Raw genomic sequence first — 24157 nt, 5'->3', positions numbered from 1 at the left:
CGACCATGACCCAGGCACCCACACCCACGGCGGACACCGTCCGCCGGCTGGTCCTGTCCCTCCTCAAGGACACCAAGAACGGCAAGGACGCCAAGGACACCGGGGGCACCGAAGCCGGCCGGGGCGACAAGGACGCCCGGCAGGGCGGGAGCGGCCCCGGCCCCGACGTCCGGCCCGCCGGCGAGGGCGCCGAACCCGTCACCTGGTGGGTCGGCTCCCGCCACGTCCTGCGCCTCGCCCCCGACCGTGAGGCCACCCTGCGCCAGCGGCGCGAACTGCGACTGCGCGACCTCGTCCGTCCGCACCTCCCCACGGCGGTGCCCGTGAGCGTCGCACAGGGCGAGTGGGCCCCCGGACTCGGCTACACGCTGGACACCAAGGTGCCCGGCGGCTCGGGGGAGGAGCACGACGTGTCGGCCGTCGGCGAGGCCGACCTGGCCGGGCTCCTGACGGGCCTGCGCGAGGTGCCGGTCCGGCAGGCCGAGACGCTCGGTCTCCCGCGCGCCGCGCCCCGCTCCCTGGAGGCGCTGCGCCGGTCCGCCGTACGCGCCGCCGAACGCCTCGCCGCGGCCGACGAGTTCGACGCCGCACGCCTGAACCAGCTCACTCCGCCGGCCGCGTCCCAGCTCGCCGCCCAGCCCGGCTCGGCCGTCCTCACCCACCACGCCCTCACCGGCAGCCACCTCGTGGTCAGTGCCGACGGCCGGGTGCGCGGCGTCCTCGGCTGGGCCGGCGCGGTCGTCGGCGACCCGGCCGAGGACATCGCGGGCCTCGCGCTCTCCGTCGGATCGCCCGCCGCCGTACGCGCCGCCACCCTCGCCGGCTACGGCGCCCGCCCCTGCCTGCGCGGCCTGTGGCTCGCCCGCTGCGACACCGTCGTCCGCCTCGCCGAAGACCTCACCGGCAAGGACGCCACCCTCCTGCGGACCTGGCTGCGCCGCGCCTGGGAGCCGATCCTGCTGGAACGGGTGACGGACCTGGGGGACACGGACGACGCCCTGTAGCGGGCCGAGCGGTATGAGGCCGCACGGCTGTCCTCCGCCCACGAAGCGCACCGCCGCGGCCGTGTCCCTGCTGACCGCCGTCCCTCAGCTGCCTGACCGGCTGCTCCGCCCCACCCAGGGCCGCGGCGTCACCGGCACGGCAGCAGAACCCCGCGGAGCGCCTCTCCACGCTCATGGTCACGGCGGCCGACCTCGGCACCGACTACTCCGTGCGGCCCTTCGACCCGGCCGGGGGGAAGTCCGCCTTCGCCCGCCGACGCCGCGCAGAGCTGCTCCCTCGGCTTCACCGTCCAGGCGCACGGCAAGAGCGAGCGGTACTACCCGTTCGAGCCCGAGGAGACCCCGGCGGCCGGCGACGAGGCCCTCGCCTCCCGCGGCCTCGTCACGCCCGAGGGCGGTGCGCCCCGGCCCGCACCACCGTCGTACGCCACGGGACGTCATCGCCGTCTGCACCGCGGTGGGCGGCGCCCGCATCGCCAGGCCGGCGCTCCTCACGCCCGTCCTGGCGGTGCAGGACGCGAAACTCGGCTGACCCCGCCCGGCTGTCAGTCCTGGGCCAGCACCACGGCCGACTCCCCGGGCAGCCGCACCGCACCGTCCGCCCCGGGCGTCTCCACCGGCTCCCACGCCGCCAGCACGCGCGCGTGGGGCACGCCGAGCGGCAGGACGGCCGGCTCGGAGGCCAGGTTCACCGCGACGAGGACGTCCCCGCGCCGGAAGGCGATCCAGCGGAGCTCCTCGTCGTAGGCCACCCTGGTGTCGGCGAGGTCGGGATCGGTCAGGTCCGGCAGCCGGTGGCGCAGGGCGAGGAGCTCCCGGTACCAGGCCAGCACGCGCGCGTGGGGCTCGCGCTCCGGCTCGGACCAGTCGAGGCAGGAGCGGTCCCGGGTCGCCGGATCCTGCGGGTCCGGCACGTCCTCCTCCTTCCATCCGTGCGCGGCGAACTCCCGCCGCCTGCCCCGCCGTACGGCGTCGGCCAGTTCCGGATCGGTGTGGTCGGTGAAGAACTGCCAGGGCGTGCCCGCCGCCCACTCCTCGCCCATGAACAGCATCGGTGTGAAGGGCGCCGTCAGGACCAGCGCGGCCGCGCAGGCGGCCAGCCCCGGGGAGACGAGGGCCGAAAGCCGGTCCCCCTGGGCCCGGTTGCCGACCTGGTCGTGGGTCTGGCCGTAGCCGAGCAGCCGGTGCCCGGCCACCCGCGTACGGTCCAGCGGACGCCCGTGGTGGCGCTCCCGGAAGCTGGAGTACGACCCGTCGTGGAACCAGCCGCCGGTCAGGGTCTTCGCGAGCCCGCCGAGCGAAGCACGCGCGAAGTCGGCGTAGTAGCCCTGCGACTCGCCGGTCAGCGTGGCGTGCAGGGCGTGATGGAAGTCGTCGTTCCACTGCGCGTGCAGCCCGAGGCCGCCCTCGGCGCGGGAGGTGATGAGCCGCGGGTCGTTCAGGTCCGACTCGGCGACCAGGAACAGCGGCCGCCCCGTCTCTGCGGCCAGGGCGTCCACGGCCGTCGACAGCTCCTCCAGGAAGTGCAGCGCGCGGGTGTCCACCAGCGCGTGCACCGCGTCCAGGCGCAGCCCGTCGATCCGGTAGTCGCGCAGCCACGCCAGCGCGCTGCCGATCAGGTACGCGCGCACCTCGTCCGAGCCGGGCGCGTCCAGGTTGACCGCGGCGCCCCAGGGGGTGTGGTGGGTGTCCGTGAGGTACGGGCCGAAGACGGGCAGGTAGTTCCCGGACGGGCCGAAGTGGTTGTGCACCACGTCGAGGACCACGCCCAGGCCGAGTTCGTGGGCCCGGTCGACGAAGCGTTTCAGCGCCTCGGGCCCGCCGTACGGCTCGTGCACCGCCCACAGCGAGACACCCTCGTAGCCCCAGCCGTGGGTGCCCGGGAAGGGGCACAGCGGCATCAGCTGCACGTGGGTGACGCCCAGTTCGGCGAGGTGGCCGAGCCGTCCGGCGGCCGCGTCCAGGGTGCCCTCGGGCGTGTAGGTGCCCACGTGCAGCTCATACAGCACCGCGCCGGGCAGCGGCCGTCCCTGCCACGCCGCGCGCCACGCGTAGCGCTCGTGGTCGACGACCGCGCTCAGCCCGTCCGGGCCGTCCGGCTGCCGCCGCGAGCGCGGATCGGGCAGCACGCGCCCGTCGTCCAGCGCGAAGCCGTACCGGGACCCCTCGCGCGCCTCGGCCTCGCCCCGCCACCACCCCGCCCGTTCCGGATCGCGCTCCAACGCGTGCGTGACGTCATCGCACCGGAGCGTCACTCGGCCGGCCTGTGGTGCCCACACCTCGAACTGCACGGACGGTTCCCCTTCGTCTGCTCACCGTGATGTAGCCCGTCCATGGTGCGGCAAACGAGATCAATCCGCTGGTGCATCCACCCATTTGCGGCGGGTCTCACCGGCTACGCGCGTGTGGCGGCCGATTTCCCGTTTTCTGGACACCCCGGCCGCGCTGCCCGACAATCACCCAGTGACGTCGTCCTTCGAGTTCAACACGTTCCCCGCTCGGCTCTCCGACGCGGAGCGCGACCGGGTGCTGAAGGTGCTCCGCGACGGCGTCGCCGTGGGCCGTCTGTCCCACGACACGTTCGTCCGCCGCATGGAGCTGGCGCTCGCCGCCCGCCGCCCGGACGAACTCGCCGCGCTCACCGCCGACCTGCGCACGGAGAGCCGCCTCGCGCGCCTGGTGTTCGGCACCGTCGAGGCCGTGTCCGGATTCTCCGTACGGCTGCGCCGGGCCTGGCAGGCCGAGCGGCTGCCCAAGCTGCAACTGCCCCACCCGTCGCTCGGCCATCCGCTGCGCATAGGGCGCGACCCCGCCAGCGGACTGCGCCTCAACCACGAGACTGTCTCCCGCGTGCACGCAGAACTCCGTCACCAGGGTGGCATGTGGGTGCTGCGCGACCTCGGTTCCACCAACGGCACGACGGTGAACGGACGGCGCGTCGTCGGCGCGGCCGTCGTCCGCGAGGGCGACCAGGTGGGCTTCGGCCGGATGACGTTCCGGCTGTCGGCCGGCTGAGGGTTCGGCCGCCGTCCGTCCGAAGGTCCGGCTGACCGGAAACGGAGCCATGCCTCAGCTCTGGCCTGGGCCTTACCGAAAGTCCGTCGAGCGAGGGTGGCTGAAATCCCTGTGCTGCTCACGGTGTTGACGTACCCCCGAAGTCGTGACTCACTGTGCGTACGCCATCTACACCTGGTGAACCGACGGCACCCACAGGGGAGGTGTGCCCTGCCGCCTCTCCTGCGCTACCCGACCGTCGACGAACTGGGCGCCCGGGCCGCCGCCCTCGTCGCCCGCCATCCCCGTGACGCCCGGCTGCGCCGGGTGGGCACCTCCCGCGCCGGCACCCCCATGTGGCTGCTCTCCGTCGGCCACGGCAGCCGTCAGGCCCTGGTCGTCGCCGGCCCGCACGCCAACGAACCCGTGGGCGGTGCCACCGTGCTGCGCCTGGCCGAGCGCACCCTGGCCGACCCGCGGCTCACCGAGGGCGCCGACGCCACCTGGAACCTCCTGCTGTGCCTCGACCCGGACGGGTCGCGCCGCAACGAGGGCTGGCTGCCCGGCCCGTACACCCTCGGCCGGTACATCCGGAACTTCTTCCGGCCCGGCTTCCTGGAGCAGCCCGAGTGGCTGCCCGACGGGGCGGCCGGCGCCGCCCTGCCGGAGACCCGCGTCCTGCTCGGCCTCCAGGACGAACTGCGCCCCTTCCTGCAGTGCTCGCTGCACGGCGTCGACATCGGCGGCGGCTTCGTCGAGCTCACCCACGACCTGCCGGGTCTCGACCGGCGCCTCGCGCACATCGCCGCCCGGCTCGGCATCCCCCGCGAACTCGGCGCGTACGACGCCCTGTACTGGCCCGGCCTCGGGCCCGCCGTCTACCGGATCCCGCCACCGCGCCGGGCCGGTCTGGCCGCGGCCATCACGGAGGCCGCCGTCGAGTCCACGTGGTACCACCCCTACCGGCACGGCACCGTCACCGCGGTGGTCGAGGCGCCCATGTGGGGCGTGACGGCCGTGGCGGACGGCTCCCCGCCCGTGGACCGGGACACCGTGCTCCGGGCGGTCAGCCACACCCTGCGCCACGACACGGACCTCCTGCGGCACCTGCTGACCCGGATCCGGCCGCACCTCGCCACCGTTCCGGGCGCGGCCCGCCTGCTCGCCCCCGTCGACGACTACCTCCTGGTGTGCCCCGGCCTCGCCGATGCCTGGGACCCCGACACCGGCGACAGCCCGGCCCACCCCCTGCCGCCGCTGAGCACCGCCCACCTGGCCGCCCTGCGCATCTCCGGGCGCCGGCTGGCGCTGCGCCCGGCGGGGCTGCTGCACCAGCTGGTACGGGCCGCCGGCCGCGACCCGGCCGGGGCGCTGCCGGAGCTGGACCGGCTGATCGACCGGTGGTGCGCCGAGTACCGCGACGGCTGCGGGGCGCGCTGGATCCCGGTGGCCCGCCAGGCCGAGTACCAGGCGCGCGTGGTGCTCGCCGCGTTCGACCTGGCCGGGCGCCGGGCGCGAGATCGCTCCGGATCGGGCGAGCCGGTGCCGATGCAGCGGGACTGAGGCCTACCAGGCCCTCTCGCGCGCGTGCAGCGCCGCAGCGACGACCGTGCGGGACTGGTGCTCCACCTGGTGCTCCAAGGGCACCCAGCGGGCGCGGAAGCGCTCCGCGAAGGCGCCGCTCCAGGTCGAGACGAGCTCCTCCAGCTGCTTGGCCGCCGCGTCGTCCGTCCCGCGCAGCACCCGCAGCAGCATGGCCGCCGCCCGCAGCGGCACGCGCCGCGCGAACGCGTCCACGCTGCCGACGTAGGCCCGGGTGCGGTCGGCGGGCGGGGTGTGGAGCAGGTCGGAGGCCAGGCCCGGCACCAGCTCCAGCCCCCACCGGGCGGCCCGCAGCAACGGCCCGTCCAGCTCCGCCAGCCGGGGCAGCGCACCGTCGAGCACCCGGGTCACCTCCAGCGCGTCGCGCTGGAGCCGGCCCGCCAGCCGCCCGATCGCCGCCGCCGGAGCCGGATGCGGAGCCGGGTCGTCCACCAGGTCGCTCGCCCACATCGGCACCTCCACCACCGCGGTCATCCCGCCGTACCGGTGGGCGTGGAACCAGGTGCTGAGCCGCGCGTCGTCCGGCAGGCTCGGGTACGCCGGCCCGATCCCCGGCGCGGGCATGACGTGCACACCCGGCCCGGACGCGGGCCAGCCCGCGGCGTCCGACGCGCCGGTCTCCACCGGGATGTGCAGCTCCGCCGCGGACTTCGCGAACGGCTCGGCGAGTCCCGGCACGTCCTTCGTCAGCTGCACCCAGCTGCCGCCCAGGTCCGTGCCGTGCAGGGTGACCTGAAGATAGGGGCGCAGCTCGTCGATGACGCCCGTCAGGGCCCGGGTCTCGGGCGGCAGCCGGTCCGGCGGCAGCACGGACGGCGCCCACTCGGGCTGCTCCGGGCCCGCGGGCCGGAAGAAGCCGAGGTGGTAGTCGTAGAGACTGCGCGGCGCCGGCGTCACGTGCAGGCTCGCCCCGTCGGGGTCCGCGCAGAGCAGGAAGTGCCAGGAGATGCCGTCGCGCAGCTCCCGCTGCTCCAGGACCCGCCGGGCGAGCGCCAGCAGCGTGCAGGAACCGGTGGGCTCGTTGGCGTGGGCACCGGCCACCACCAGCACGGCGCGGTGGGCACGGCCCACGGACAGCAGGTGCAGGGGCCTGCCCGCACGCGAGGCCCCCACCTCCCGCAGGGTGCTCACGCCGGGACGCTGAGCGGTCAACGTCCGGGCAGCGATGAGCTGTTCGGTCACCGTCGGGTAGCGCAGCTCCGGCAGGACACTCACCCCCGTCACATCCGCCCGAGTTCGCCATCGCAGTACCCCACGGCCATGGTGCGGTGTCAAGGGCCCGGTGGGGGAGGCTCCGGGGGGCGCCCGGAAGCACCGGCGACGGCCCGGTATCGATGCACGGCCTGAGCTCAGTCGTCCACCCTCTCCAGCAACGCCACCGGCACCCTCGCGAACAGGTCCGCCAAGCGCGCGTGCCCCGTGAACTCCCGCCCCGGATCCAGCGCGTCCGCCCAGCGGCCCGGCGGCAGCGGCAGGCGGGTGTCCTGCCAGCCGCCCGCCTCCGCGAGCCGCAGGGACAGGCGGGTCACCGCCGTCAGCGCCACGCCGGAGCGGACGAAGGCCAGGCAGTGGGCCGCCGCCGGGCCCTCGGCCGGCAACGGCATGTACGTCGCCGTGTCGCCGAAGACGTCGGGCCGCCGGGCCCGCAGCCCCAGCGCCGCCCGGGTCACCGCCGCCTTCTCCCCGGACGTGCCGCCGGACTCTGCGGGCGGGAACTCCACCGCCCGACGGTTGTCCGGGTCGACCAGCGCCCGGTACTCGGCCTCCGTGCCCTGGTAGACGTCCGGGACGCCCGGCATCGTCAGGTGCACCAGGGCCGTGCCCAGCACGTTGGCCCGGATGTGCGGCGCCAGCGATTCCCGGAACGCGGCGACCCGCTCGCCCGGCGCCCCGCACGGCCCGTCCGCCACGAACCGCTCCACCGCCTCCTCGTACGGCGGTTCCTGCTCGGTCCAGCTCGTGTACAGGCCCGCCTCACGCACGTGCTTCAGCAGCGCCCCCTGCACCCGCTCCCGCACCCCGGAGGCCGGTCCCAGGCCGAACACCGTCTGCCAGGCCGCCCACGCCAGTTGCGCGTCCGGCACCCCCTCCCCGGCGCGGGTCACCTCCGCCAGGACGTCCGCCCAGCGCTCCGGGCACTCGGTGAGGACCTGGAGCGCCGCCCGGACGTCCGCGCTGCGCTTGGTGTCGTGCGTGGTGGCCACCGTCCCGGTGGCCGGCCAGTCGCGCTGCACGCGCGCGCAGTACGCGTGGAACTCCTCCGGCGACAGCGCGGGAGCACCCGGGTTGCCGCCCACCTCGGTCGCCGACAGCAGCGGCACGTACCGGTAGAACGCCGTGTCCTCCACCGACTTGGCCCGCAGCGCCGACGAGGTCTGCGCGAACCGCGTCCGGAACTCCAGCTGCGCGGGCCCGTCGCCGTACCGCCCCAGCACCAGGTCCCGTACGACGTCCACCGCACCGGCCTCCTCGGGCACGGTGAAGGCCTGCCGGGCCTCGGCCGCGGCCTCCTCCGTGACCACGGACGCGGCGTCCACCGACTCGTACGGCCGGTAGACCTCCAGGCGGACCAGGAGCTCCTGGAGCGCGGTGCGCAGCGCCCAGGGCGCGCGGTCGCGCAGCGCCGGCTCCGGCGAGGTCGCGCACAGCCGGGCCGCCACCCGCGTCAGGCGTTCGGTCTCGGTCGCCAGCTCGTGCGTGAGGACCTTGTACGCCGCCCGCCGCACCGTCGCGTCCCACTGTCCGCCCCGGTCCGTCTGGGGGGCCGCGAAGCGCCGGTAGCGGCCCAGCAGGTCCCCGAACCCGGCCGGGTCCGTGAAGACCCCGTCCACCTGCCGCAGGGCGTCGTAGCCGGTGGTCCCCGCGACCGGCCAGGACGCCGGCAGGTGCTCACCGTCGGCCAGGATCTTCTCCACGACCGTCCAGCGGCCCCCGGTCGCCTCGTGCAGCCGCCGGAGGTAGCCGTCGGGGTCGGCCAGGCCGTCGGGGTGGTCGATGCGCAGTCCGTCGATCACACCCTCGTTCAGCAGTTCGAGAATCTTGTCGTGGGTGGCCTCGAACACCTCCGGGTCCTCCACCCGCACCCCGATGAGCTCCGAGATGCTGAAGAACCGCCGGTAGTTGAGCTCGGTCCGGGCCAGCCGCCACCACACCGGGCGGTACCACTGGGCGTCCAGCAGATGCGGCAGCGGAAGGTCCTCGGTGCCCTCCCGCAGCGGGAGCACGTGGTCGTAGTAGCGCAGCACGTCGCCGTCGACGCGCAGCTCGTCGAGCACCTCGCCCAGCGGTCCGCCGAGGACCGGCAGCAGCACCTGGCCGTCCTGCGCCTCCCAGTCGATGTCGAACCACCGCGCGTACGGCGACTTCGGGCCCTCGCGCAGCACCTCCCACAGGGCGCGGTTGTGGCGCGGGGCCATGGCCATGTGGTTGGGGACGATGTCCACGACCAGCCCGAGACCGTGCTCGCGCGCGGCGCGCGCCAGTGCCCGCAGCCCCTCCTCGCCGCCCAGTTCCTCGCGCACGCGCGCGTGGTCGACGACGTCGTAGCCGTGCGTCGAGCCCGGCACCGCCTCCAGGACCGGGGACAGGTGCAGGTGCGAGACGCCGAGCGAGGCCAGGTACGGCACGACGGCCGCGGCTGCTCCGAACGGGAACTCGGGCTGCAGTTGCAGCCGGTACGTGGCCGTGGGCACCACCGGGTCAAGTCGCTCAGGTGTCATGGAACGTACGTACCCGCCCCGCCGCCGTTCGTGTCATCCCCCGCGCCAGGTGCGCCGCGCGTCGCCCGGACGAGTGGCTTCCGGGCGACGCACGGCGCCGGGCGGTCAGACGGGCCGCTGGAGCACCGTCATGCTCCGGTCCGTCAGGGTCAGCCGGTCGCCGGCCTGCACCTTCGGGCCGGTGTCCGGGGGCACCCCGTCCGGGTGGGCCGTGTCGACCACGACCTCCCACTGGCGCCCGTGATTGACCGGGACCACGAACTCCAGCGGCTTCGGCGAGGCGTTGAACATCAACAGGAACGAGTCGTCGGTGATGCGCTCCCCGCGTGCGCCGGGCTCTGAGATGGCGTTGCCGTTGAGGAAGACCGTCAGCGCGGACGCCTGCGCCGAGTCCCAGTCCCGCTGGGTCATCTCCCGGCCGTCCGGAGTGAACCAGGCGATGTCGGACAGGTCGTCGTGCGTGCCCTCCACGGGCCGGCCGTGGAAGAAGCGCCGACGGCGGAAGACCGGGTGGTTGCGGCGCAGCCACACCATCGCGCGCGTGAAGCCCAGCAGCTGCCTGCTGGGACCCCCCTCGGCGTCCTCCGACTCCTCGGGCCACTCCACCCAGGCCAGTTCGTTGTCCTGGCAGTAGGCGTTGTTGTTGCCGCGCTGGGTGCGGGCGAACTCGTCGCCGTGGCTGATCATGGGCACGCCCTGGGACAGCATCAGCGTCGCGATGAAGTTCCGCATCTGCCGGGCCCGCAGCCGCAGCACGTCCGGGTCGTCGGTCTCGCCCTCGGCCCCGCAGTTCCAGGACCGGTTGTGGCTCTCGCCGTCCCGGTTGTCCTCGCCGTTGGCCTCGTTGTGCTTGTCGTTGTAGGCCACCAGGTCGTGCAGGGTGAAGCCGTCGTGGCAGGTCACGAAGTTGATCGAGGCCAGCGGACGGCGCCCGTCGTCCTGGTACAGGTCGGACGAGCCGGTCAGCCGCGAGGCGAACTCCGCGAGGGTGCGCTGCTCGCCCCGCCACAGGTCGCGCACGGTGTCCCGGTACTTGCCGTTCCACTCCGTCCACAGCGGCGGGAAGTTACCCACCTGGTAGCCGCCCTCGCCCACGTCCCACGGCTCGGCGATCAGCTTGACCTGCGAGACCACCGGGTCCTGCTGCACCAGGTCGAAGAACGACGACAGCCGGTCCACCTCGTGGAACTGCCGGGCCAGCGTCGCCGCCAGGTCGAAGCGGAACCCGTCCACGTGCATGTCCGTGACCCAGTACCGCAGCGAGTCCATGATCAGCTGGAGCACGTGCGGGGAGCGCATGAGCAGGGAGTTCCCCGTCCCTGTCGTGTCCATGTAGTAGCGGGGGTCGTCCGTGAGCCGGTAGTAGCGCGAGTTGTCCAGGCCCTTGAAGGACAGCGTCGGGCCCAGGTGGTTGCCCTCGGCGGTGTGGTTGTAGACCACGTCGAGGATCACCTCGATCCCGGCCTCGTGCAGCGCCTTGACCGCCGACTTGAACTCCAGCACCTGCTGGCCCCGGTCGCCCCAGGACGCGTAGGCGTTGTGCGGGGCGAAGAAGCCGATCGTGTTGTAGCCCCAGTAGTTGTTGAGGCCCATGTCGACCAGGCGGTGATCGTTCACGAACTGGTGTACGGGCATCAGCTCCAGGGCCGTGACCCCGAGCTCGGTGAGGTGCTCGATGATCGCCGGGTGCGCGAGGGCCGCGTAGGTGCCGCGCAGCTCCTCCGGGAGCCCCGGATGGCGCATGGTGAGGCCCTTGACGTGGGCCTCGTAGATCACCGTGTGGTGGTACTCGGTGCGCGGGCGCCGGTCGTCGCCCCAGTCGAAGTAGGGGTTGACCACGACCGACGTCATCGTGTGCGGCGCCGAGTCGAGATCATTGCGCCGGTCGGGATCGTCGAAGTGGTAGCCGTAGACCTCCTCGCCCCAGTTGATCGAACCGCTGATCGCACGCGCGTACGGGTCGAGCAGCAGTTTCGCGGAGTTGCAGCGCAGCCCCCGCTCCGGGGCGTACGGGCCGTGCACCCGGAACCCGTACCGCTGCCCCGGCATGATGCCGGGCACGTACGCATGCCGCACGAACGCGTCGCTCTCCCGGAGCTCGATCGCCGTCTCCGAGCCGTCGTCGTGCAGCAGACACAGCTCTACTCGGTCCGCGGCCTCCGAGAAGACCGCGAAATTGGTACCGGCGCCGTCGTACGTGGCACCGAGTGGATACGCCTCGCCAGGCCAGACCTGCATGGATACGACTCTTTCAGGTGTGCGGCGCCGGTGGGGACGCCTTGGTCCCGAGTCTCCCCGAAAGTGAGGGAACCTCCTATGACTTATCTCCCTCTTACCGAGTGACCAGTGCATACGCGGTATGCCGAACTAGTGGGGCCAACACATACTCCCGGGGCTGTTGGGGGAGTAGGGGGAAGACGTGCGCAACATAGTGCACCGCCACCTGGGCAAGATGGTGGCCGGTACAGCCATCGCGGTGGCCGGGACCGCCGTGATGATGGCGGTGACCCTGCCGGGCACGGCGGGCGCGGACGACAACGGGACCCGGGCGGGGCGGTCCGCCCCGCAGGCGGCCGGGGCCGCCGGAGCCGGTGAGGCGGCGGCCGGCGGCCGGGCCGTGGCGCCGGGGGTCGTCGAGGCGGCGCCCGCCGAAGGGCAGCGGGGCGAGGGCCGTGATCCGCTGACCGACGACGAACTGCAGCGGGCCGAGAAGATCGCCCTCAGCCGGCAGCTGTTCCAGAGCAGCGAGAGCGTGGACGGGGACCGCGGTCCGCAGCCCCTCGGCGTCGACCTCGCCGAGCCCGAGGCCGACGAGGCGGGCCGTCCGGACGCGCCTCGCCGGGCCGACGTGACCTTCTACGACTACCGGGACGACACCCTCGTCACCCGGACCGTCGATCTCGGCACCGGCAAGGTGGTGGCGACCGGCACCCAGCATGGCGTCCAGCCGCCCCTGAGCCGCGCCGAGAAGGCCGAGGCGGCCGGTCTCCTGATCGCCGACCCGCTCGGCTCCGGCCTGAAGGCCGACTACCAGGACGCCACCGGCAAGGCGCTCACCTCCCCGGACCAGCTCCAGCTCAGCGGAGCCGTCTACCGGGCCGCGCCGGGCGCCCAGCCCGCCGTGCTCGACCAGTGCGGAGAGCACCGCTGCGTCCGGCTGTTCCCGAAGATCAAGAACGGCCCGTGGGTCGACGCCCGGCAGCTGGTGATCGACCTGAGCGCCCGCAAGGTCGCCCGGCTCGACCGCTGACCCACCCTCTTCGCTCACCCGTCCACCCCGCTCCTCCTCGTCAGGGAGTCATCTCGTCATGCGCGTGAACAGCAACACCAAGGCCCGTACCCGGGCGGCCGCGGGCCTGACCGTGGCCGCGCTGGCCGCGGGTGCCACGGCCGGCGCGGGACCGGCCACCGCCCAGCCGAAGGCCGCCCCGGCAGCCCCGGCGGCGGCCGACTGCAGCGCCGCCTACCGCATCGAGCAGAAGCTCTCCTCCGGAACCACCTGGCGGATGTGCTGGCGCTACGACGGCAAGGCCGGCCTCGTGCTGGAGAAGATCTCGTACCAGCCCAAGGGCGAGCCCAAACCGATCAGGGTCCTCAACAGCGCCCGGCTCGGCCAGATCCACGTCCCCTACGACGACGGCTCCGTCGAGTACGACGACCTCACCGGCTTCGACTTCGCCCAGGGTCTGATGAACCTGGCGCCGGGCGAGTGCCCCGGCGGCACCATCAAGACCGTCAAGGTCCCGGACTCCTGGAACGAGGACCCGAACGTCAAGGGCCTGTGCACCACCACCCGCTCCCGCGGCCACGCCTACCGCATGCAGGGCGACACCGCGAACAAGGTCTTCCAGGCCCAGGGCAAGGACCTCCTCGTCTACACGGTCAACCAGGTCGGCTGGTACGAGTACATGACCGAGTGGCGTTTCCAGGACGACGGCGCGATCACCATGAACGTCGGCGCCACCGGCAGCCTGTCCTGGGACGACTACGACGCCGGCGACGGCCGCGGCTGGCCCATCGGCAAGGGCGCGAGCGCCAAGGCCACCAGCCACAGCCACAACGCCTTCTGGCGGCTCGACTTCGCCCTGGACGGCTCCACGAAGAACAAGGTCGAGCAGTACGACTCGACCGTCAGCGCGCCCACCCGCGGCCAGCGCGCCCCCACCACCAAGACCAAGGTGACCAAGGTGACCAAGGAACTGGCCGGGGACAGCAAGGCCTACCGCTGGTGGCGCATGGTCAGCGCGACCGGCAAGAACAAGGACGGACACGCGCGCTCCTACGAGATCGTCCCCGGGGTCACGACCAAGTACCCCGGCCGCAGCTACACCAAGCGCGACCTGTACGTCACGCAGTACAACAAGTGCGAACTGTTCGCCAGCCACAATCCGGGCAACTGCGGCCCCGGAGCCGGGAAGTCCGTCGACAAGTGGGTGAACGGACAGACCCTGACCCACCCGGTGGTCTGGATGAACATCGGCTTCCACCACATAGCCCGGGACGAGGACCAGCAGCCCATGCCCGTCCACTGGCAGGGCTTCTCCATCGCCCCGCGCGACGTCACCGCGATGAACCCGCTCACTCCGGCCGAGCTCAACTGGCAGAACGGGCACTGGCGGCCCCGTCGTTGAGAACGACCCTGCCCATCCGGCTGCACCGCCGACCGCTCCCGGAGTACCCTTCCTTGATCGTTGGCAAGGGGAGTGCTCGGGGGAGCGGAAGGCGGTGCGCGGGTGGGCTCGGGAGGGCTGGAGCTGCCCCCTGGTGACGAGGGTCACGAGGGGAACTCCACAGACGTCCCGACCGGTGCCGTGTCCCTGGCGCGGCCGATGGACGCGACGGGCTCGATCGGCCCGGAACTGGACTGGGACGCCGACGCCTGGCGCGAGGTGCGCACCCGCGCCCAGCGGGCCGGCCGGGCCTATATCTGGCTGAACCTCGTCGAACAGCGGCTGCGCGCGGTCGTCGCCGCTGTGCTGCGGCCCGTCTACGAACCCGTCCACGGTGAGGACTGGGTGGTGGCGGCCGCCGGACCGGCCGGCCAGGAGTGGGTGCAGCGCGCGGTGGCAGTCCGCGAGGTCAGCCGCCGCAAGGGCTATCTGCTCGACCCGGCCGACGACAACGTGCTCTCCTTCCTCACCCTGCCGCAACTGCGTGAGCTGATGGTGCAGCACTGGCCCTGCTTCGAGCCGTACTTCGACGACCGCCGGGACGTCGAACTCGCCCTGGACGAGCTGGAGGTGACCCGCAACGTCGTCTCCCGCAACCGGGCCCTGTCCGAGGCCGTACTGGCCCAGGCCGAGCGGGCCTCGGCGCGGCTGCTGGAGATGCTCGGCGCGGGCGGGGACGTGCCGTCGGCGCGCCGGCTGCCCGTCGACGCGGTCGAGGACCTGGTCGGCGACCGGTACGCAGATGTGGTCGCCGTCCATCCCGACCGGGTGCGGCTGATGCGGCAGTTCCCGGCCGAGGACATATTCGGCGGTGCCCGCCGTCTCGACGCCATCGGCATCGGCCTCAACCTGCTCGTGCAGAACTTCTCCGGCCGGCGGCTGGTGCGGCTGGCCGAGTCCGGCTGCCGGGTCAGGCTGCTGTTCCTCAACCCGGCCTCCAGCGCGGCCAAGCGCCGCGAGCGGGAGCTCGGCATCAAGCGCGGCGAGCTCAGCCGGGCCGTCGAGATGAACATCCTGCACATGCGCCGGGTGCGCGCCCGGCTGCGCGACCCGGGGGCCTTCGAGATCCAGGTCTTCGACGAGACGCCCCGCTTCACGGCGTACCTCGTGGATGGCGACGGGGCGGACGGCATCGCGGTGGTGCAGAGCTATCTGCGCCGCACCCGGGGCATGGAGGCACCGGTGTTCGTGCTGCGCAACGGCAGCAAGGTGGTGAAGTCGGGCGAGGCGGACGAAAGCGGCCTCTTCCCCACCTACCGCGAGGAGTTCGAGGTGATGTGGGCGGATTCACGGCCGGTGTCCTGAACTGTGCCGTGCTGCACGGTGGTTCCCGGGCGTGCCGCCGCGGGTAACCGGAACGCGGTCCTCTGATTGTCAGTGGTGCGTGGGAAGGTGGGGACCACTGGGGGAACGCACCACAAGAAGGGGGGCCGCCCATGGGCTGGCACCGGGAGTTGCTCGTCGGCTTCGACCTGGAGACGACGGGCACCGATCCGCGTGAGGCGCGCATCGTCACGGGAGCCGTGATCGAGGTCAGGGGCGGAGAGCCGATCGGGCGCCGGGAGTGGCTGGCCGACCCGGGCGTGCCGATCCCCGAGGACGCGGTGGCGGTGCACGGCATCAGCAACGAACGCGCGGCGGCCGAGGGCAGACCCGCCGACCAGGTGGCGGACGCCCTGGCCGACGTCCTCACCTCCTACTGGAAGACAGGCGTGCCGGTCGTCGCCTACAACGCCGCCTTCGACCTCACCCTGCTCTCCGCCGAGCTGCGGCGGCACGGCCTGCCCTCCCTGCGCGACCGCCTGGGCGGCGTGGACCCGGCGCCGGTCATCGACCCCTACACCATCGACCGCTGGGTCGACCGCTACCGCCGCGGCAAACGCAACCTCGAAGCGGTCTGCGCCGAGTACGGCGTCGTCCTCGACGCGGCGCACGACGCCATGGCCGACGCCCTGGCGGCGGCCCGCCTGGCCGGGGCGATAGCCGACCGCCACCCCAAGATCGCCATGCTCGGCCCGGCGGCCCTGCACCACCGCCAGATCGAGTGGTACGCGCAGTGGGCGGCGGACTTCCAGGCCTTCCTGCGCGGCAAGGGCGACCCGACCGCCTCCGTCGACGGGACGTGGCCGCTGCGGGAGTTGGCGGACGAGCCGGTCTGAGGCGTCTGCCCGGCGACCGGGTGAGCGGACGACTGGGCGGTCAGGCGTTCAGGCGGGCGGTCAGAAGGGATACCACCGCACCGTCTCGTCCCCGTCCCGCAGCGACCGCACCCGCCGCTCGAACTCGGCCAGCGCCTTGGGGTTGCCCGGCGCATGCTGGGCGACCCAGGCACAACTGGCCGTCTCCCGGGCCCCGCGCAGCACACCGCAGCCCTCCCACTCGCGTACGTCCCAGCCGTAGGTCCGCGCGAACGACGCGTACGCCTCGTCCCCGAGCCCGTAGCGGTCGTGGGACAGCACCATCACCACGAGATCGTGCTCGCGCAGATCGGCGGACACCGTCTCCAGGTCCACCAGCACGGGACCCTCGGGCCCGACATGCACATTGCGCGGCAGCGCGTCCCCGTGGATCGGCCCCGGCGGCAAGTGCGGCGTGAGCGCGGCCGCCCGGGCGGCGAACCCGTCCCGCCGCTCGCGCAGATACGCGGCGTCCGCGGGATCGACCGCGTCCCCCGCGAGCCGCAGCCACCGCTCCACACCGCCCAGCAGGTCACGCGCCGGAAGATCGAAGGGAGGGAGAGGCGTGGCATGCACGACCCGTAGCAGCTCGGCCAAATCCCGCGGCTCCGCGGGCCGTACGGCATCCGGCAGCCGGTGCCACACCGTCACCGGATGACCGTCGGCGAGCAGCGCCTCCGGCTCGGCGGCCCGCACCGCCGGCACGCCCGCCCCGGCGAGCCACACCGCGATGTCCAGTTCGCGGCGCGCCCGGTCCAGGAGCTCGGCGTCGCGGCCGACCTTGACGACCAGGTCACCGGCGGCGAACACCGCGTTCTCGCCCAGGGCGAGCAGCCGCGCCTCCCCGGCCGCACCGGGCGGCAGCACCCCTGCCGCCGCCAGTACGTCCCGCGCCCGCGCTTCGTCCATCGTCCGCCTCCGTCGTCCACGCCTCGACCGTCGGGTTCCGGCCATCCACCGGTCAGTGTCGCATCGGCACAGGTCGGGCGGCGTACGCGGTGCCTTGACGAGGCACACGGCCTTCACGAGCATGACCAGGCCGACCGAGCGTGCAAAGGGGCTGATTCCGTGACATCGGTGACCGAGGCGTCGCCCCCTCCGCCACCGGTGCGGCGGGCCGGCCGCGGACCAGGCCGGGAGCGTCCCCGGAAGGCCGTCGACCACGGCGCCTGGTTCCTGGTGCTGCCCGCTCTGATCCCGATCCTCGTCCTCAGCGTCGGGCCGCTGCTGTACGGCGTCCTGCTGGCCTTCACCGACGCCCAGTCGGGCCGTACCGAACCCACCCGGTGGATCGGCGGCCTCAACTTCCAGGACCTGCTGCACGACACGCTGTTCTGGGAGTCGTTCCGGATCGGGCTGGTGTGGGCGGTCGGCGTGACCGTGCCGCAGTTCCTCCTCGCGCTCGGCCTCGCCCTGCTGCTCAACCAGGACCTGCGGCTGCGCTGGCTGGCCCGCGCCCTCGCGATCGTCCCGTGGGCCATGCCCGAGGTCGTCGTCGGCATCATGTGGCGGCTCGTCTACAACCCGGACGCGGGCATCCTCAACGAGACCCTGCGCGACCTCGGCCTCGGCAGCGGCCGGGACTGGCTCAGCGGGCTGGCGACCGCGCTGCCCGCCGTGATCGTCGTCGGCGTCTGGGCGGGCATGCCCCAGACGACGGTCGCCCTGCTCGCCGGGTTGCAGAACACCCCGCGCGAGCTGCACGAGGCGGCAGCGGTCGACGGCGCGGGCGCCTGGCGCCGCTTCCGCACGGTCACCTGGCCCGCCCTCAGACCCATCGCCCTCGCCATCACCGCGCTCAACCTCATCTGGAACTTCAACTCCTTCGCCCTGGTCTACGTCCTGACCAACGGCGGCCCGGGCGGCCGGACGCGGCTGCCCATGCTCTTCGCCTACGAAGAGGCCTTCCGCTACGGGCAGTTCGGCTACGCGGCGGCGATGGGCTGCGTGATGGTGGCCGTGATCTCGATCGCCCTGGCCGTGTTCCTCGCCGGCCGTCTCAGGGGAGGTGACGACGCGTGAGGACCAGCCGCCCGGCGCGCATCGGCCAGTACACCGCACTGCTCGCCTACCTCGTCTTCCTCGCCTTCCCTTTCCTCTGGCTGCTCTCCACCGCGTTCAAGCCGCCGCGCGAGCTGGGCAGCCTGCACCCGACGTGGATTCCCGAGGACCCCACCCTCGGCAACTTCCGGCAGGCCTTCGACGAACAGCCGTTGCTGCACGCCGCCCTCAACTCCCTGCTCGCCGCGCTCGGAGCGGCCGTCATCGCCGTGCTGATCGCGACGCCGATGGCCTACGTCGTCGCCCGGCGCCGCACCCGGCTCGCCAAGGCGGTGACGGGCTGGGTGGTGGTCAGCCAGGCCTTCCCGTTCGTGCTGCTGATCATCCCGCTGTTCCTCGTGCTGAAGAACCTCCGCCTGATCAACGCGGTGCCGGGGCTGGTGCTGGTGTACGTGGTGTGGGCGCTGCCCTTCGCGCTGTGGATGCTCGCCGGATACGTACGGGCCGTGCCGCCCGAACTGGAGGAGGCCGCTGCGGTCGACGGGGCGGGCCGGGTGCGGACCCTGGTCTCGGTGACCGCGCCGCTGCTCGCGCCCGGCATCGTGGCGACCGGGCTGTTCGCGTTCATCACCGCGTGGAACGAGTTCTTCTTCGCGCTCGTGCTCCTCAAGACGCCGGAGAAACAGACTCTTCCCGTGGTGCTCACCCACTTCATCGGCGCCGAGGGCGTCGCCGACCTCGGCCCGCTCGCGGCGGCCGCGTTCCTCGCGACCCTGCCCTCCCTGGTCGTCTTCGCGCTCATCCAGCGGCGGATCACGGGCGGCATGCTCACCGGGGCGGTGAAGAGCTGATGCGCGCACGCCTGCAGGCCCTGGTCCTGGCCTTGATGCTGCTGCTCGCCGGCTGCTCCTCGGGCGGCACCCGCGACGACGGCCGGATCACCCTGCGCTTCCAGTCCCTGGCCTGGCAGGAGGAGTCCGTCGAGGCCAACCGGCAACTGGTCGCGGAGTGGAACGCCGCCCACCCGGACGTCCGGGTCGAGTACGTCCAGGGCAGCTGGGACAGCGTCCACGACCAGCTCCTCACCGCCTTCGAGGGCGGCGAGGCCCCCGACATCATCCACGACGCCTCCGACGACCTCGCGGACTTCGCCTACGGCGGCTACCTCGCCGACCTCAAGGGCCTGCTGCCCGCGAGGCTGAAGTCGGACATCCCGCAGCGCAGTTGGGAGACGACCACCTTCGGCGACGGCGTCTACGGTGTGCCGTTCCTCCAGGAACCGCGCGTGCTGATCGCCAACGCCACCTGGCTCAGGAAGTCCGGCGTGCGGATCCCGACGCCGGACAAGCCGTGGAGCTGGGCCGAGTTCCGCCGGATCACCGAGCGCCTCAGCGGAGGGGGGAAGTACGGCGTCGCCTGGCCGCTGAAGGAACCCGTCTCTGCCACGCTCAACCTATCCCTCTCGGCGGGCGGCCGGCTCTTTCACCGCGGGCCGGACGGCAAGGTGACGGTCCGGTTCGAGGCGGCCGACCAGACGGTGCCGCGCACCATCCACGACCAGGCGAACACCGACCGCAGCGCCTCGCCCACCACCCTGGGCAGCGGCGGCTCCGACACGCTGCCCGGCTTCTTCGGCGGCCGGTACGCGATGGTCCCGCTCGGCTTCTCCTACCGGCAGCAGATCGTCCAGCAGGCGCCGAAGGGCTTCGACTGGAAGGTGCTGCCCGCCCCGGCGGGCGCCGCCGGACTCACCCAGGGCGTCAGCCCCCAGACCCTCTCCATCGCCGAGGACTGCCCGCACAAGAAGGAGGCCGCGGAGTTCCTCGGCTTCCTGCTGCGGCCGCAGAACATGGTCCGCCTCGCCCTCGGCGACTGGATGCTGCCCACCGGCACGCAAGCGCTGGAAGACCCCGCCCTGCGCACCACGCGGCACGGCTGGGCCGCCGGCACGGCCCTCGCCGCCCACCTGCGCCCGGCCCCCGCGCAGACAATCCGGGGCTACCCCGAGTGGAAGGACAAGGTGGCGACCCCCGCCCTGCAGGAGTACTACAGCGGAGCCATCGGTCTCGGCGAACTGCGCGAACGGCTGGTGGACGACGGCAACCTGGTGCTCGCCCGCTATCAGCGCTGACCCGGCGGAAAACCCGTTGTCCGTCCGCACCCGGTCCGCCTAGCGTGCTGTTCGTGGGTATCAACGCGATCTGCATCTCCGGTCACGCCCGGGGCTGCGCGCACGCCGCCAGGACGCGCCGCCGCCCCGGAGCCCTGACCGGCCCGGGGAGCCACGCCCGCTGAGCCACTGAGCCCGGCGTCCCGCGTCCCGCCTTCCCTCGTTCCCACCTGTCTTCCGGTCAGGGCCCTCGTCTGCCCTTCTCCCTCTCTCCGGAAGACAAGGACCCGCAGGCCATGGCCCGCCCCACCACGCTGTCCCGCGCCCTCTCGCAGAACTTCCTCGCCGACCGTGCCGCCGCGGAGCGCTTCGCCCGGCTCGCCGTCCCACGGTCCGGATCCGTCCCGCTGCTGCTCGAAGTCGGCGCGGGCAAGGGGGCGTTGACCGCCCCGCTGGCCGCGCGCTGCCGGGAGCTGCGCGCCTACGAAATCGACCCGCGGCTCGTGTCCGTGCTGCGCGCCCGGTTCTCCGGCACCCCGCGGGTGCGGGTCGTCGAGGGGGATTTCCTGGCCGCGCGTCCGCCCCGTACGGCCTTCTCCGTCGCCGGGAACGTGCCGTTCTCCCGGACCGCGGACGTCGTCGACTGGTGTCTGCGCGCCTCCGCCCTCACCGACGCCACCCTGCTCACCCAGCTCGAGTACGCCCGCAAACGCACCGGGGACTACGGCAGCTGGACGCTGCTGACGGTCCGGAGCTGGCCCCGCTTCGAGTGGCGGCTGCTCGGCCGGGTCGGCCGGCGCAGCTTCCGGCCGGTGCCGCGCGTGGACGCCGGTGTGCTCCGCCTGGAGCGGCGCGGGATCCCGCTGCTCGACGACGGCGCCTGCCGCAGCTGGCGGTCCCTCGTCGAGCTGGGCTTCTCCGGGGTGGGCGGCTCACTGTACGCCTCGTTGCGCAGGGCCCATCCGAGGCGTCGGGTGGACGCGGCGTTCCGGGTGGCACGGCTGGACCCGGGCGTGCTGGTGGGCGAGGTGGCCCCGGCGACCTGGCTGCGTCTGCACGAGGTCCTGACCTCGTGAACACCAAGAGGTTGCACGAGACGTCTCGTCTCGCGTACGGTCGGGCGCATGACCAGTCGCGCGCACATCGCCATGTTCTCCATCGCCGCCCACGGCCACGTGAACCCCAGCCTGGAGGTGATCCGCGAGCTCGTGGCGCGCGGCCACCGGGTGACCTACGCCGTCCCGCCCGTCTTCGCGGACAAGGTCGCGGGCACCGGAGCCGAGGTGAAGCCCTGGACGTCCACGCTGCCCTCACCCGACGACGACCCGGAGGCGTGGGGGGACACGCTGCTGGACAACGTGGAGCCGTTCCTCGACGACGCGATCCAGGCTCTCCCGCAGCTGATCGAGGCCTACGGGGGCGACGAGCCGGACCTCGTCCTGCACGACATCGCCTCCTACCCGGGCCGGGTCCTCGCCCACCGCTGGGGCGTTCCCGCGGTCTCCCTCTCGCCGGCCATGGTCGCCTGGGAGGGGTACGAGGAGGAGGTCGCCCGGCCGATGTGGGAGGAGCCGAAGAAGACCGAGCGGGGACGCGCCTACTACGCCCGGTTCCACGCCTGGCTGGAGGAGAACGGGATCACCCTGGACCCCGACGACTTCGCCGGCCGGCCCGACCGCTCGATCGTCCTGCTCCCCAAGGCGCTCCAGCCGAACGCGGACCGCGTCGACGAGCGCGTGTACTCCTTCGTCGGCGCCTGCCAGGGCGGCCGCACCGCCGAGGGCGACTGGCAGCGGCCGGCCGGAGCGGAGAAGGTCGCGCTCGTGTCCCTCGGGTCGGCCTTCACCAAGCGGCCCGGCTTCTACCGGGAGTGCGTCGCGGCGTTCGGCGACCTGCCCGGCTGGCACCTGGTGCTCTCGGTCGGCAAGCACGTCGACCCGGCCGGCTTCGCGGACGTCCCGGGCAACGTCGAGGTGCGCCCCTGGGTACCACAGTTGGCGATCCTGAAGCAGGCCGACCTGTTCGTCACGCACGCGGGCGCCGGCGGCAGCCAGGAGGGCCTCGCCACCGCCACACCGATGATCGCTGTACCGCAGGCCGTGGACCAGTTCGGCAACGCGGAGATGCTCCAGGGCCTGGGCGTCGCCCGGTACCTGCCCACGGAGGAGGCGACCGGCGAGACCCTGCGCGCGGCCGCCCTCGCCCTGACCGGCGACCCCGAGGTGGCCCGCCGGCTGAAGCAACTCCAGGCGCAGACCGCCGAGGAGGGCGGCACGCGGCGGGCCGCCGACCTCATCGAGGCCGAACTGGCCGCACGCAGGCCCTGAAGCCGCCCTGACGCCTCAGGCCGCCGTCACACCGCGACGGCCTGGCGGGTGAGGGTCAGGCGGGCGTTGTCGAGCGTGGCGTCCATCCGCGCCGACTGGCCCTTGGTGAACATGAACATCGCGGCGTCGTCGGTGTAGTCCATGTAGTTCATGAACATGTCGCCGTCGGGCCCGTTGCTGCACGTCACATGGGGGAAGGTGGGCGAACCGACGTTCGCGCCTGCCTGGTTGGGGGTGTCCGCGACGAAGTCACTGCCACTGCACCCCTCGTCGTCGTCGCCCCAGATGTGCCGCAGGTTCAGCCAGTGCCCGATCTCGTGCACGGCCGTGCGGCCGCCGTCGAAGGGAGCCGTGGCGGTGCCGGTGGTCCCGAGGGCGGTGTGCGTGACGACCACGCCGTCCGTGGAGGCGGCGCCGCCCGGGAACTGGGCGTAGCCCAGCAGTCCGCGGCGCAGCTGGCAGACCCAGAGGTTCAGGTAGATGTCCGCCGGCCAGGCGTCCTGACCGCCGCTCAGGCTGAACTTGACCAGGTCGTCGGTGTCCCAGCCCGTGTTCGTGGTCCGGGTCCGCGTGATGCCGTCCGTGGGGCGGCCCAGCGGGTCGGTCCGGGCGAGGTGGAACTGGAGGCGGGCGTCGGCGACGAGGTCCTGCCAGACCGCCGGCACCTTGCTCACGTCGGGGTTGCCCGCGCGGAAGTCCTGGTTGAGCACGTCGATCTGACTCTGGATCTGGGCGTCGCTCACGTTCTGCTCGGGGGTGTTGTGCACGACGTGCACCACGACGGGGATGTCGATGAGGCCCTGGCGGGCGGTGACCTGGTCCATCGACTCGTAGGCGAAGGCGGTGTTCTCGATCAGGGCCCGGTTCTCGGCGTACTCCGGGTTCAGGGTGAGGAGTCTGCGGTGCACCTCCATGGCGCCGCACCAGCGGCTGTAGTCGGGCGAGGTGGCGCGATGGAATGCCTGCGCATCGGACATGGCTTGCCCCTCGGGGGAGCTGGGGTGTGCCGCGCACGCGGCTGCGGAAGTGCGCGTGTGTCACGCGCCGCGAGGGCCGGGCGACGCCGGGCGGAGCGTTCGGTTGCCCGTTCCCTCCGAACCCATACACTGTTAATTCTAGTCACTTCGGTGTAAGAGCGGCAATGCGGACGACTTCGGATGAGTGAGGTGGCCGGGTCATGGGAGAGCCCCCGTCGGGCCTGTTCCGTTCGTGGCTCCACTCCTACGAGGAGGACCACGAGGACGTGCGGGTCTACCGGCCCGACGACTTCCCCTTCCCGCCCGCACGCGGACGCCGTGGCATGGAGTTCGCACCCGACGGCACCTTCGTCGACCACCCGCTGGGACGCGGTGACGCCCCCGGCGCCGTGCCCGGGCGCTGGCGGCTCGTGCCGGACCGCCGTATCGAGCTCACCTTCGGGGGCGACCGCCCGGACCGGGAACTGGAGATCGTGCGCTGCGACGCGGACATCCTCCAGGTGCGGCGCCTGACCTGACGCGGGGCGCCTGACACGGGCCGGCGCGGGGTACCTGATGCGGGGCAGCGAAAGGCCC

The 24157-nt window shown here is 73.0% G+C and carries 19 protein-coding genes and 1 pseudogene; 14 read left to right on the top strand and 6 right to left on the bottom strand.

Annotated features, from left to right (window positions below):
- The first annotated feature begins 5 nt into the window (after nt 1–5).
- Both OO68_RS04535 and OO68_RS48235 read left to right on the top strand, forming a co-directional pair.
- Nucleotides 6–1004: an aminoglycoside phosphotransferase family protein gene (locus OO68_RS04535; RefSeq protein ID WP_033306919.1), complete on the top strand. Its 999-nt coding sequence runs from the start codon at nt 6–8 to the stop codon at nt 1002–1004.
- A 397-nt stretch (nt 1005–1401) separates the two neighbouring features.
- Nucleotides 1402–1536 carry a hypothetical protein gene (locus OO68_RS48235; protein ID WP_280922461.1) on the top strand — a complete coding sequence of 45 codons (135 nt, stop codon included), beginning with the start codon at nt 1402–1404 and terminating at the stop codon, nt 1534–1536.
- A gap of 13 nt (nt 1537–1549) precedes the next feature.
- On the opposite strand, the gene treZ is transcribed toward OO68_RS48235, so the two are convergent.
- A complete protein-coding gene (gene treZ / locus OO68_RS04530) occupies nt 1550–3295 on the bottom strand; it encodes a malto-oligosyltrehalose trehalohydrolase (protein ID WP_033306766.1) in 1746 nt (581 codons plus the stop codon).
- Nucleotides 3296–3467: 172 nt separating this feature from the next.
- Between treZ and OO68_RS04525 the strand changes: the two genes are divergently transcribed.
- Both OO68_RS04525 and OO68_RS04520 read left to right on the top strand, forming a co-directional pair.
- Nucleotides 3468–4019, top strand: a complete 552-nt coding sequence (locus OO68_RS04525) for an FHA domain-containing protein (RefSeq protein WP_033306765.1) — start codon at nt 3468–3470, stop codon at nt 4017–4019.
- Between the two features lie 177 nt (nt 4020–4196).
- Nucleotides 4197–5561, top strand: coding sequence for a M14 family zinc carboxypeptidase (locus tag OO68_RS04520; RefSeq protein WP_051814413.1), 1365 nt, complete (start codon nt 4197–4199; stop codon nt 5559–5561).
- A gap of 3 nt (nt 5562–5564) precedes the next feature.
- Here the strand turns inward: OO68_RS04520 and OO68_RS04515 are convergent, their stop codons facing one another.
- From OO68_RS04515 to glgX, 3 genes are all read right to left on the bottom strand, one after another.
- Nucleotides 5565–6815, bottom strand: coding sequence for a M14 family zinc carboxypeptidase (locus OO68_RS04515; protein ID WP_033306764.1), 1251 nt, complete (start codon nt 6813–6815; stop codon nt 5565–5567).
- A 134-nt stretch (nt 6816–6949) separates the two neighbouring features.
- The gene (gene treY, locus OO68_RS04510) at nt 6950–9319 is read right to left on the bottom strand and encodes a malto-oligosyltrehalose synthase (protein WP_033306763.1); all 2370 of its coding nucleotides are present in this window, start codon (nt 9317–9319) and stop codon (nt 6950–6952) included.
- Between the two features lie 105 nt (nt 9320–9424).
- A complete protein-coding gene (glgX, locus tag OO68_RS04505) occupies nt 9425–11557 on the bottom strand; it encodes a glycogen debranching protein GlgX (protein WP_033306762.1) in 2133 nt (710 codons plus the stop codon).
- A gap of 181 nt (nt 11558–11738) precedes the next feature.
- Here glgX and OO68_RS04500 point away from each other — a divergent pair, with 181 nt between their 5' ends.
- The 4 genes from OO68_RS04500 to OO68_RS04485 all read left to right on the top strand — a co-directional run bounded on the left by OO68_RS04500 (nt 11739) and on the right by OO68_RS04485 (nt 16148).
- Nucleotides 11739–12569, top strand: coding sequence for a hypothetical protein (locus tag OO68_RS04500; RefSeq protein WP_033306761.1), 831 nt, complete (start codon nt 11739–11741; stop codon nt 12567–12569).
- 58 nt (nt 12570–12627) lie between these two features.
- Nucleotides 12628–13950, top strand: coding sequence for a copper amine oxidase (locus tag OO68_RS04495; RefSeq protein WP_033306760.1), 1323 nt, complete (start codon nt 12628–12630; stop codon nt 13948–13950).
- 102 nt (nt 13951–14052) lie between these two features.
- Nucleotides 14053–15294 (top strand): DUF5919 domain-containing protein, encoded by a 1242-nt coding sequence (locus OO68_RS04490; protein ID WP_033306759.1) that lies wholly within the window; start codon nt 14053–14055, stop codon nt 15292–15294.
- Nucleotides 15295–15425: 131 nt separating this feature from the next.
- Nucleotides 15426–16148: a 3'-5' exonuclease gene (locus tag OO68_RS04485; RefSeq protein ID WP_033306758.1), complete on the top strand. Its 723-nt coding sequence runs from the start codon at nt 15426–15428 to the stop codon at nt 16146–16148.
- Between the two features lie 60 nt (nt 16149–16208).
- Here OO68_RS04485 and OO68_RS04480 read toward each other — a convergent pair whose 3' ends face one another.
- Nucleotides 16209–17075 (bottom strand): phosphotransferase enzyme family protein, encoded by an 867-nt coding sequence (locus OO68_RS04480; RefSeq protein WP_033306757.1) that lies wholly within the window; start codon nt 17073–17075, stop codon nt 16209–16211.
- Between the two features lie 159 nt (nt 17076–17234).
- Between OO68_RS04480 and OO68_RS04475 the strand changes: the two genes are divergently transcribed.
- The 5 genes and pseudogenes from OO68_RS04475 to mgt all read left to right on the top strand — a co-directional run bounded on the left by OO68_RS04475 (nt 17235) and on the right by mgt (nt 22604).
- The gene (locus OO68_RS04475; RefSeq protein ID WP_033306756.1) at nt 17235–18188 is read left to right on the top strand and encodes a carbohydrate ABC transporter permease; all 954 of its coding nucleotides are present in this window, start codon (nt 17235–17237) and stop codon (nt 18186–18188) included.
- Nucleotides 18185–19018 (top strand): carbohydrate ABC transporter permease, encoded by an 834-nt coding sequence (locus OO68_RS04470; protein WP_033306755.1) that lies wholly within the window; start codon nt 18185–18187, stop codon nt 19016–19018. The genes OO68_RS04475 and OO68_RS04470 overlap by 4 nt, the downstream gene beginning before the upstream one ends.
- Nucleotides 19018–20298: an ABC transporter substrate-binding protein gene (locus tag OO68_RS04465; protein ID WP_033306754.1), complete on the top strand. Its 1281-nt coding sequence runs from the start codon at nt 19018–19020 to the stop codon at nt 20296–20298. The genes OO68_RS04470 and OO68_RS04465 overlap by 1 nt, the downstream gene beginning before the upstream one ends.
- 275 nt (nt 20299–20573) lie before the next feature.
- Nucleotides 20574–21353 (top strand): ErmE/ErmH/ErmO/ErmR family 23S rRNA (adenine(2058)-N(6))-methyltransferase, encoded by a 780-nt coding sequence (gene erm, locus OO68_RS04460; protein ID WP_033306753.1) that lies wholly within the window; start codon nt 20574–20576, stop codon nt 21351–21353.
- Nucleotides 21350–22604 (top strand): annotated as a pseudogene (gene mgt, locus OO68_RS04455) (macrolide-inactivating glycosyltransferase). Before erm ends, mgt begins: the two are co-directional and overlap by 4 nt.
- 26 nt (nt 22605–22630) lie before the next feature.
- Here mgt and OO68_RS04450 read toward each other — a convergent pair.
- Nucleotides 22631–23581: a zinc metalloprotease gene (locus tag OO68_RS04450; RefSeq protein WP_033306751.1), complete on the bottom strand. Its 951-nt coding sequence runs from the start codon at nt 23579–23581 to the stop codon at nt 22631–22633.
- 200 nt (nt 23582–23781) lie between these two features.
- Between OO68_RS04450 and OO68_RS04445 the strand changes: the two genes are divergently transcribed.
- The gene (locus OO68_RS04445; protein WP_033306750.1) at nt 23782–24099 is read left to right on the top strand and encodes a hypothetical protein; all 318 of its coding nucleotides are present in this window, start codon (nt 23782–23784) and stop codon (nt 24097–24099) included.
- Nucleotides 24100–24157 lie beyond the last annotated feature (58 nt).

The organism is Streptomyces iakyrus (assembly GCF_000717055.1).
GTDB lineage: Bacteria > Actinomycetota > Actinomycetes > Streptomycetales > Streptomycetaceae > Streptomyces > Streptomyces iakyrus.
Note: the sequence above shows the minus strand (reverse complement) of the source record. Positions and strands in the feature narration are given on the sequence as shown.